Raw genomic sequence first — 8,887 nt, 5'->3', positions numbered from 1 at the left:
AGTCAGAGCACTGTGATCCGCCCTGGCGGCGAATCGCAGCCCCTTGCCCTGCTCCACAGGCATCCGATTCCTCCCCCGCCTGAAGGCGGGGGTCTCCTCGGAGACATCTGATGAACGCGGCGAGCATGACCTCCTCGTAGGGCACACCGAGCGCGTCGGCGAGTTCGCGTTCCAGCGGTCCCTGGGCCGTCGTCCATACGGTGCCGAGTCCCCGGGCCCGGGCGGCGAGCATGAAGCTCCAGACCGCTGGGAGGATGGATCCCCAGGTCATGGACTGGTCCAGGACGGAGGCGCGGTCCGTTCGGCCTTCGATGGCGGGGATGACGTAGGCGGGTACCCGGTGGATGTTGTCGTAGAGGTGCCGCAGGCCCTCGGAGATGCGTTCCATGGAGCCGGGGTGGGCGAACATGCGTTTTAGGTCGCGCTCGGTTGGCTGCTGCCCGCTGCCGATCGTCAGGGATCGGCGGAAGATGTCCGCGACCGTGTGACGGCGGTCGGGGTCGGTGACGAGGATGAAGTGCCAGCGCTGGCGGTTGCGTCCGGTGGGCGCCTGGGTGGCCAGGTCGACGCATTCCTCGAGCAGAGAGCGTGGGACCGGGCGATTGAGATCGAGGCGTTTGCGCACCGCGCGGGTGGTGGACAGGAGTTGGTCGGGGGTCAGGTTCAGGGTCACTGGGGATTCCTTGGGCGAAGACCTATGTGGGCGAGGGTGGCGCCGAGGAGGGAGAAGCCGCCGGCGGTGAGGAAGGCGAGCCGGTAGCCGGCGAGTTCGGAGGTGCCGAGCGTCATGACCGAGGCCAGGAGGGCCACCCCGAGCCCGGCGCCGATCTGGATGGACGAGGTGATCAGTCCGGAGGCCAGGCCCTGCTGTTCGTCGGGCAGGCCGCTGACGGCCGCGATGTTGAGGCTGGGAAAGGACAGGCCGTTGCCCACGCCGTGGACCAGCAGCGCCGGAAGCAGCACACCGGCGTAGCCCGCGGTGCTGTCGGCCCGGAGGAACAACAGGATGCCGGTGGCCTGGACCAGCATGCCCAGCGAGGCCGTCCGGCCCAGCCCCCAGCCGGCGATCAGCCGTCCGGACAGGTTGGCGGTGACCACGATGGCCAGGCCCATGGGGAGGATGCCCAGCCCGGTGGTCAGCGCGCCATAGCCGCGGACCTTCTGGAGGTAGAGAACGGCGGCGAACTGCCAGCCGATGGTGGCGCAAGCCCAGGCCAGCGCGGCGAGGTTGGCAGCGGCCAGGGTACGGGTCCGGAGGATGGGCAGCGGGACGAGCGGCGAGTGCTGCCGTCGTTCGATGACGGTGAAGGCGACCAGGAGGAGGAAGGCGGCGGCGCCTGCCGGCCAGTTGGCCTCGGTCAGGGCGTACACCAGAAGGAGCACTCCGCCGGTGACGGTGACCGCGCCCGCTCCGTCGAAGCCCCGGGGCCGGTCACCGGACCGGTCGTCCCGGGCCAGCACCATCGGGGCGAGGATCAGGACGAGCAGGGAGATCGGGACGGGGAGGAAGAACACCAGCCGCCAGTTGACCTCGGTCAGCAGCCCGGAGGCGATGAGGCCGCCGCTGTATCCGGTGGCACCGGCGAGTGCGTACCGGCCGAGCGCACGGTTGCGTTGGGCGCCTTCGGTGAACGTGGTGGTGATGAGCGACAGGGCAGCCGGCGCTGTGAGTGCCGCGGCCAGTCCCTTGACCACCCGGGTGACGACCAGCGGCCAGCCCTGCGAGAGCAGACCGCCGACCAGGCTGGCGGCGGCGAACACCGCCAGCGCGAGGAGGAACATGCGCCGGCGGCCGAAGAGGTCCGCCAGCCGGCCTCCCAACAGGAGGAAACCGCCGTAGGCGACGGCGTACCCCGCTACGAGCCACTGAAGGGTGCCCTCCGACAGTGCCAGGTCTCGTCCGATGGCGGGCAGCGCGACCCCCATCAGGGACAGGTCCATCGAGTCCAGGAACACCGCGGCACATAGCAGTGCCAACGCCACGCGTTGGCGCCCATCGGGCTGGTTCATGACAGGACAACTCCATCCGATCATAGATAGTTGCTCTGCAGATGATTGGCGAGCATATGAGTATCGACGATCGAAGGTCAAACAATCGGGATGCAGATCATTCCTGGTAGGGTGACGGCACAGAGGAGGGAAGCCCTATGCCACCCAAGGCCGCGCAAGTGAAAGCCGCCTATTTCCCCCAGCTCGCCGCGGAACGCCTGGACATCGCCCTGTGCCGGGCCTCTGCCGCGGTCGCCCGCGCCGCGGATGCCCGGGCGCAGGAGGCCGGGCTGGGTGTCGGGCAGCACCTGGTGCTGAAGATGCTCGCGGAGGTCGGCCCGTGCTCACAGCGCGTCCTCAGCGATGAGCTGCGCATCGACCGCACGGTGATGGTCGGCATCTGCGACAGCCTGGAGCAGGCCGGCCAGGTACGCCGCGAGCGGGACGCCGGGGACCGCCGGGCCTACGCGGTCACCCTCACCGACTCCGGCCGGCAGCGACTCGCCCGTGCCGAGCGTTTGGTCCCCGGGTTCCTCGACGACACGTTCGCAGCCCTCACGCCCGCCGAGCGCGGGCAGCTCTCCGAGCTCCTCGGCAAGCTGCTCCGGCCGCGCACCTGACGCACTTGACGCACCTGACCAAGGCCGCTCACCCTCGCAACTCCCCCCGCTCGGCGAGCGCTGCGGCATGGGGTGCCCAGTGCATGGGGTGGCTCCTACTGCGGCTGTAGCCGGGTCTGTTCGGTCAGGATGAGGCGACCGCATACGCGGTGCGACGGGTGATCTCCCTGCCGTGTGACAAGTAGGGGACGCCGCCACCTGATGTGATCACCTCAGCAGCGGTGAGGATCCGCCGGTGCTGATGGGGACGGATGCGTTCCTTGAGTTCCGTGGGGCCTAGGAAGGCGAATGCCAGAACTTCCGGTCCTGTGTGGGGGGTTGGGGTGGGCGGCAGCTTGATCGCCTTGATCTGCTCCGTGCGGAGCGTGCCGCACTCGAAGATGAAGGTCGTGTCTCCGTCCGGGGCCTCTGCCGAGTTGACGATGGAGTGGTCAACGAGCAGGACTCGGCGCGGAGTTACCTGCAACTGGAGTGTACGGCGCACATGGTAGGTCAGTGCGTCGACCGGCGATTCGCCTGCCAGGGCGGTTCCGCCGGGGAGCGTCCACTCCTGTTGGTGGCTGACCTTCAGCATGAGCAGCCGACCGGCCTTGTCGGTGATGTGCGCGAGCGCGGTGAGGCGGTGGCCGGGGTGTGTGGTTTGTGCGGCGTGGGTTTGCATTGGGTGCGCGCTTCCTTGCGTGAGTTGGAGGTGCCCCTCCTTGCTGGGGCTGGGCAAGGGGGTGTTTCTCTGTGTCTTCCAGCAAGCTGGCCCAGGCGCAGGGGGAGTTGTGCCCCACCACCGGCGTGGCGGCCATGCCTGGTGAGAGGTTCGGAGGGGGCGATGCAGGGGAAGTTAGCGCCCTTCAGAGGTGGTTGCAAGAGTGCACCGGAAAATAAGTGCACCGGCATATGCCAAAAGCCCCTCACCTGCGAAGATGAGGGGCTTTCGATTACGGAGGAGCACTAGATCAGGTGGTCGAACTCCCCCGCTTTGACGCCGAGGACGAATGCCCGCCACTTGGCGCGCGTGGTGGTCACGATCGCGTTGGGAGCATCGCTCTCCCGAATCGCAATGTTGTCGTCACGCTCCCCCGCTTCCACGCACTCGTCTCTATCCCCAGAGAAAGAGGACTTCTTCCACTTGACTTCCGACATCTCCATGCCTTCACAGTTGATTTGCGATGTTGCGGACGAAATCCCTCGAATCCTTTGGGGAGAGGGACGTCTTTTTGGCATACCCCAGAATGCTGCGGTAATTTTCTAGATGTGACTCGGCGTCGAGGAATAGTGAGCCGTGAGCGGTGTCGATCTGCACGGTATCCAGCTTCGGTACCGCGCCCGCGGCGTATGTGGCAGATGTGTTCGCCCCGGGGAACGAGCCAGCGGCGAAGGGAATTACGCGGATAGTGACACCCTCATGAGTACTGACCTCGTTCAGCCGTTCAAGCTGACGGCGCTGTCCGTCGGTGCCGGCGTGAAGCATTCGTAGTGCTGCTTCGTGAATCACGAAAGTACAAGGCGTGGCCGGGCGTCGCTGCATGACGCACTTCCGTTGCATTCGGTGTGATACGCGGCGTTCTACTTCTATTGGGGCGAGCGGTGGCACCGTGTTTCCGAACAAGCTGCGTGCGTACTCCTCGGTCTGGAGGAGACCTGGGATGTACACGAATTGCAAGACGGTCAAGCTGGATGCGTGATACTCCAGCTCTGCGAGATCCAGCGCACTGGCGGACAGGGTTCCCCGATACTCCTCCCACCAACCCTTACCCCGCTCTTCGGCTATGGCAACTAGCCCATTCACGTATTCGGCGTCCGGGCATGCATAAATACTGGCAAAGGTCCTGATTCGTTCCCCGCTCAGGCCCAGCCGCCCGGCCTCGGTATTGCTGATACGGGTGCGATCGGCCCCCAGTTCCCTGCCGGCTTCCACAGGCGATAGGCCCGACTGGTCGCGCATCTTTCGCAGCTCGGCGCCAAGTCGCTGCTGCCGTGCGGTCGGTGCCGCTCTTGGTGGCATGCCCGCTCCCTCCCTGATCTCGTGCGCACAGTGTTGCGTGTGTTCTTCCGGCAGGTCTAGCCGGTGCATAAATTTACCGAACGTGTTGCACTGGTTCCCCGGATCGCCTTATGGTCCTTCCAGCACCGCGCAGCGCCCGCCGGGAAGACCCGAAGTGCAGCCACCTGCATGCCAGTTGACGGCATCCCGGGAGGTGGCCAGGCCACGGACGGCGGCGAACGCGGGACCAGACCGCGAGGGAGATGACCTCATGAGTACAGCCATGCTCGGCAGTCCCCGCACCACCAGCCAGGACCGCCTGTCGGCCTCGTCCTACCGCCTCACCGCACCCGCCGCCGCTTCAACCGCGAAGGTCGCCCGTGATTTCGTCCGGGCCATACTGGCCGACCACTACCCCGCGCTGATCGAGGACGCCCGCGTCTGTGTGTCCGACGCGGTGGCTCACGTCCTGACCCGCATGACCGGCCCGTATCTGCACGTCGACGTATCCGTGCGTCTGTTCCGTATCCTCATCGCCGTCCGGAGCGACGACCGCACCGGAGGAGGCTCGTACGGTGAACTGCGGGCCCAGGCCAAAGGCTTGGTGCTCGTCCGCCACCTCTCGTCGTCCTCTGGCGTGGCATGGGCCTGGGATGCGCGTCGCCGGGTTGTCAGTAAGTGCGTCTGGGCCGAGCTGCGTGCCGATGCGGTGATCGCGTGATCAAGGCGATGGAACTCCCGGTGCCGGACGGCCGGTTACGCAGCTGCGCGCGTCGCACGGATGGCCCTGTCTGTCGGGGGTGGTAGCCACCCGTGGTTGCGCTGCGTCGGCGAGCATGCGTACGGGCTTGAGCTTGTACGCGGGCTCGCGTGTGCTCGCGGGGCAGGGACCGCTTGGGACGGCGAACTCCGGTCCGCCGTGCGGCGGGTGTGGTTCACGCTCGACGTGCCCCGTTTCTAACGCGTGAGCGATTGGGGCACTCGAACGAGTGGACATCGATCTACAGCCGGACGAGCCTCAGTTCACGGTCATAACGTCGGCTCATGGTCACTTCGCAACATGAGACATCACACCGAATCTTCCAGAAATGTCCAGAACTGCTTGAGCCTGCGTTCCGGATTCTGGGCGTGCCCTTTCCGGAAGGCGCCGTTGTCAAAGTGCTCTCCCCGGACACCACCGAGACCAGGCCGGTGGAGCGGCGCGTGGACACTGTGGTGCGGGTCCACCCGCCGGACGGGAGGTCCGGGTTCGTCCTGGCCATCGAGGCACAGGGGGGCCGCAACCAGGAGAAGGAAGTCAGTTGGGCGTACTACTTGGCGTATCTCAAGGCGAAGTACGCCTGCCCGGCGCTGCTCCTCGTGGTCTGCCAGGACAAGGCGACCGCGCATTGGGCAGCGGGTCCCTTCCACCTCGGTCCGGAAGGGTGGACCGCACTGTCGGTGTATCCGCTGGTCCTGGGGCCTTCGAACGTCCCAGTGATCGCCGACCCGGAAGAGGCTGGGCGCGATCTGGCCCTGGCGACGTTCTCCGCCATGACGCACGGGCGGGATCCGGGGATCAACGACATACTGGACGCGCTGGCGCGTGCGCTGGGCACGCGTGACCGGAACGTCATCGGGTTCTACTCGGACCTGCTGGAGATCGGCCTGGGGGACAAGAACCCGGCGCAGGAGACCTGGAGGAATTTGATGAAGATGCAGACGTACTTCCCTGGCCGCCGCACCCTCGTGGAGGAGTCGATCCTGGCGGGCCAGGCCGAGGGCGAGGCCAAGGGGCGGGCGAAGAGTGTGCTGGGCGTTCTTGAGGCGCGGGAGGTTCCCGCGTCCCCGGAGGTTCAGGAGCGGATCATGGGCTGCGCCGACCTGGGCGTCCTGGATGGGTGGTTCCATCGGGCGTTCAGCGTGGCCAAGGCGGAGGAGCTCTTCGAAGAGGAAGGTCATGGCCGTCCGTAGTTACTTCCCTGGCCGGGGCACTCTCATCGAAGAGACCTTGCACGCAGGCGAGGCCAAGGGGCGGGCGAAGAGCGTGCTGGACCTCCTTGCGATCCGGGGCGTGTCCGTGTCGCCGGAGGTTCGAAGGCGGATTTTGGATTGCACCGATCCGTTCGTCATGGGCGCAATGTTCCACCAGGCGTTCAGTGTCGCCAAGGCGGAAGAACTCTTCACGGTGATCGACACGGCCTTGCAGGAGGGTAAAGCCAAGGAGCGGGCTCGACAGGTCCTGCGTGTGCTGGCGCATCGCGAGATCCCCGTGCTGCCGGAGATCCAGGAGCGTATCGAGGGCTGCTCCGACCTGGAGGTCCTCGACCGGTGGGGAGATCTAGCCTTCACAGCCTCCCGTGCCGAGGACCTCTTCGAAGGCGTGGCCTGATGCGTTGCCCCGTCGGCTGGTAGCCAACTCGACGGGGCGCCACGCCTGTTCGCGCTAGCTCACTTCACTTCACCACCGTGATCCGCTCCGCCTTCGGCGGGGCCAGCGGGGACGCCTTCGAGGAGTGGGCCTTCAGATAGGCCACGAAGAGGTCCAGGTCCGAGACACCCGCGCGCTTGTTCTTCGCGTCCTTGAAGACGGTGAAGCCATCGCCGCCGCCCATCAGGAACTCATTGGCCGCGACGCGGTAGGTCTTCGCCGGGTCGATCGGTGTGCCATTGAGCTTCACCGAGGAGGCGACCACCCGGTCCGCGCCCGACCTGGTGAGGTCGAGGGTGTAGGTCAGGCCCTTGCCGATCTGCAGGATCTTCGGCTGGGAGCCATTGACCGGGCCGCTGACCTGCTGCCGGAGCAGGGAGATCAGCTGGGCGCCGGTGAGGTCGGCGGTCTGCATCAGGTTGGTGAAGGGCTGGACGGTGAACGCCTTGCCATAGGTGACCACCCCGTCGCCCTCGTTGCCGGCGGCCTTGTAGGGGAGGTCGGCGCGGATGCCGCCGGGGTTCATCAGGGAGATCTGGGCGCCGCCCCGGTCGGCGGGGGCGAGCCCTTCGAGCTGGGCGTCGGCGATGACATCGCCCAGCGGCTTCTCGTACTCCTCGGAGCCGCGGCCGTTGATGTCGGCGGAGATATAGCCGACGGGACGGTTGGCCACCGGGGCCGCCAGCTTGTTCCAGCGGGCGAGGAGTGATGTCATGTCCGCGGCCTTGGGCTGGTTGCGATCCACGACGTGGTTGACGGCATGTGGTGCCTTGACGGCGGTGCGCACGATCCGGTCGGTCCGGCGGTCGTAGGTGAGGGTGGTCTCCGTGTAGAGACGGCCGAACGAGGCCGCCGAGGTGACCGTGCGCGGGTTGCCCGCCGGGTCCGGGACGGTGCAGGCGTACGCCTGGTGGGTGTGGCCGGTGACCAGGGCGTCCACCGCGGGGGTCACCCGCTTGGCGATGCCGACGATGGGGCCGGAGAGGCCGCTGCCCGGGCCCTTGCCGTCGCAGTCGTAGTTGTACGAGCCGGAGGCCGGCATGCCTCCCTCGTGGATGAGGGCGACGATCGCCTTGACGCCCTTGCGGTTGAGTTCCTTGGCGTACTTGTTGATGGTGGCGGCCTCGTCGGCGAACTTCAGGCCCTTGACGCCCTCCGCGGTGGTGACGTCCGGGGTGCCTTTCAGGGTGACGCCAATGAAGCCGATCTTGACGCCGTTGTGCCGCCAGACCGTGTACGGCTTGAGGATCGGCCTGCCGGTCCTGGCGTCGGTGACATTGGCGGCTAGATAGGGGAAGTTCGCGCCCTTGAACTTCTTGCCCTTCTCATAGCAGCCGTCCTTGGGGTGGCAGCCGCCGCGCTGCTTGCGGATCAGCTCGGCGCGGCCCCGGTCGAACTCGTGGTTGCCCACCGAAGTGACGTCGAGGCCGAGCTTGTTGAGGGCCTCGATGGTGGGCTCGTCATGGAAGAGGCCGGACGTCAGCGGGCTGGCGCCGACCATGTCGCCGGCCGCCGCGGTCACCGAGTAGGAGTGGCCCTTGCGGGCCGTGCGCAGGGCGTTGGCGAGGTATTCCATGCCGCCTGCCGGTATGACCTTCTTCGTCCCGTCGGGCTCGGTCTCGGTGACCGTGCCGGATGACCCCTGCGGGGGCTCCAGGTTGCCGTGGAAGTCATTGAAGGACAGCAGCTGCACATCGACCGTGCGGTGCGGGCGGTGGTGCGCGCCGTCCGCGCCGGCGGTCGGTGCGGTGGCGGTGAGGGCACCGGCGGTGGCGGCGAGTACGGCCGCGGTGGCGGTCAGCCGTCTGGCGAGGCGGCGCTCATGGGGAGGCGTCGCGGGCATGGGTTCCCCTTCGTCGGTGTGCGGGTCGGGCGCAGCCTAAGGTCAAC

The 8,887-nt window shown here is 67.0% G+C and carries 10 protein-coding genes; 4 read left to right on the top strand and 6 right to left on the bottom strand.

Translation table 11 applies throughout. The annotated features are described in order from the left end of the window. A partial coding sequence (locus tag ABCR83_RS26640; RefSeq protein ID WP_462697738.1) for a nitroreductase family protein occupies nucleotides 1-673 on the bottom strand: 673 nt, incomplete at its 3' end. After that, nucleotides 670-2,010, bottom strand: a complete 1,341-nt coding sequence (locus ABCR83_RS26635; protein ID WP_462697737.1) for an MFS transporter — start codon at nucleotides 2,008-2,010, stop codon at nucleotides 670-672. The genes ABCR83_RS26640 and ABCR83_RS26635, both read right to left, overlap by 4 nt. Nucleotides 2,011-2,147: 137 nt before the next feature. On the opposite strand from ABCR83_RS26635, the gene ABCR83_RS26630 reads away from it, so the two are divergent. Continuing rightward, complete coding sequence (locus ABCR83_RS26630) at nucleotides 2,148-2,609, top strand: MarR family winged helix-turn-helix transcriptional regulator (RefSeq protein WP_462697736.1); 462 nt, start codon at nucleotides 2,148-2,150, stop codon at nucleotides 2,607-2,609. Nucleotides 2,610-2,733: 124 nt separating this feature from the next. Here the strand turns inward: ABCR83_RS26630 and ABCR83_RS26625 are convergent, their stop codons facing one another. From ABCR83_RS26625 to ABCR83_RS26615, 3 genes are all read right to left on the bottom strand, one after another. Continuing rightward, nucleotides 2,734-3,327 carry an NUDIX domain-containing protein gene (locus ABCR83_RS26625; protein ID WP_462697735.1) on the bottom strand — a complete coding sequence of 198 codons (594 nt, stop codon included), beginning with the start codon at nucleotides 3,325-3,327 and terminating at the stop codon, nucleotides 2,734-2,736. 227 nt (nucleotides 3,328-3,554) lie between these two features. Next, the gene (locus ABCR83_RS26620; protein ID WP_462697734.1) at nucleotides 3,555-3,752 is read right to left on the bottom strand and encodes a DUF397 domain-containing protein; all 198 of its coding nucleotides are present in this window, start codon (nucleotides 3,750-3,752) and stop codon (nucleotides 3,555-3,557) included. A gap of 4 nt (nucleotides 3,753-3,756) precedes the next feature. Next, nucleotides 3,757-4,608 (bottom strand): helix-turn-helix domain-containing protein, encoded by an 852-nt coding sequence (locus ABCR83_RS26615; protein WP_462697733.1) that lies wholly within the window; start codon nucleotides 4,606-4,608, stop codon nucleotides 3,757-3,759. Nucleotides 4,609-4,858: 250 nt separating this feature from the next. Here ABCR83_RS26615 and ABCR83_RS26610 point away from each other — a divergent pair, with 250 nt between their 5' ends. The 3 genes from ABCR83_RS26610 to ABCR83_RS26600 all read left to right on the top strand — a co-directional run bounded on the left by ABCR83_RS26610 (nucleotide 4,859) and on the right by ABCR83_RS26600 (nucleotide 6,958). Continuing rightward, the gene (locus ABCR83_RS26610) at nucleotides 4,859-5,308 is read left to right on the top strand and encodes a hypothetical protein (protein ID WP_462697732.1); all 450 of its coding nucleotides are present in this window, start codon (nucleotides 4,859-4,861) and stop codon (nucleotides 5,306-5,308) included. A gap of 407 nt (nucleotides 5,309-5,715) precedes the next feature. Then, entirely contained in the window at nucleotides 5,716-6,540 is an 825-nt protein-coding gene (locus ABCR83_RS26605) for a hypothetical protein (RefSeq protein WP_462697731.1), read from the top strand. Then, nucleotides 6,527-6,958, top strand: a complete 432-nt coding sequence (locus tag ABCR83_RS26600; RefSeq protein WP_462697730.1) for a hypothetical protein — start codon at nucleotides 6,527-6,529, stop codon at nucleotides 6,956-6,958. The genes ABCR83_RS26605 and ABCR83_RS26600 overlap by 14 nt, the downstream gene beginning before the upstream one ends. A gap of 64 nt (nucleotides 6,959-7,022) precedes the next feature. Here the strand turns inward: ABCR83_RS26600 and ABCR83_RS26595 are convergent, their stop codons facing one another. Continuing rightward, nucleotides 7,023-8,840 carry a bifunctional metallophosphatase/5'-nucleotidase gene (locus ABCR83_RS26595; protein ID WP_462697729.1) on the bottom strand — a complete coding sequence of 606 codons (1,818 nt, stop codon included), beginning with the start codon at nucleotides 8,838-8,840 and terminating at the stop codon, nucleotides 7,023-7,025. Nucleotides 8,841-8,887 lie beyond the last annotated feature (47 nt).

It is taken from the genome of Streptomyces xingningensis, from assembly GCF_054957865.1.
This window is presented reverse-complemented; position numbering and strand designations above follow the sequence as displayed.

What these genes read in the sequence shown, in the direction of transcription:
- ABCR83_RS26635 (WP_462697737.1), bottom strand. Translation starts at nt 2,010, where the DNA reads ATGAACCAGCCCGATGGGCGCCAACGCGTGGCGTTGGCACTGCTATGT.
- ABCR83_RS26630 (WP_462697736.1), top strand. Translation starts at nt 2,148, where the DNA reads ATGCCACCCAAGGCCGCGCAAGTGAAAGCCGCCTATTTCCCCCAGCTC.
- ABCR83_RS26620 (WP_462697734.1), bottom strand. Translation starts at nt 3,752, where the DNA reads ATGGAGATGTCGGAAGTCAAGTGGAAGAAGTCCTCTTTCTCTGGGGAT.
- ABCR83_RS26615 (WP_462697733.1), bottom strand. Translation starts at nt 4,608, where the DNA reads ATGCCACCAAGAGCGGCACCGACCGCACGGCAGCAGCGACTTGGCGCC.
- ABCR83_RS26610 (WP_462697732.1), top strand. Translation starts at nt 4,859, where the DNA reads ATGAGTACAGCCATGCTCGGCAGTCCCCGCACCACCAGCCAGGACCGC.
- ABCR83_RS26600 (WP_462697730.1), top strand. Translation starts at nt 6,527, where the DNA reads ATGGCCGTCCGTAGTTACTTCCCTGGCCGGGGCACTCTCATCGAAGAG.
- ABCR83_RS26595 (WP_462697729.1), bottom strand. Translation starts at nt 8,840, where the DNA reads ATGCCCGCGACGCCTCCCCATGAGCGCCGCCTCGCCAGACGGCTGACC.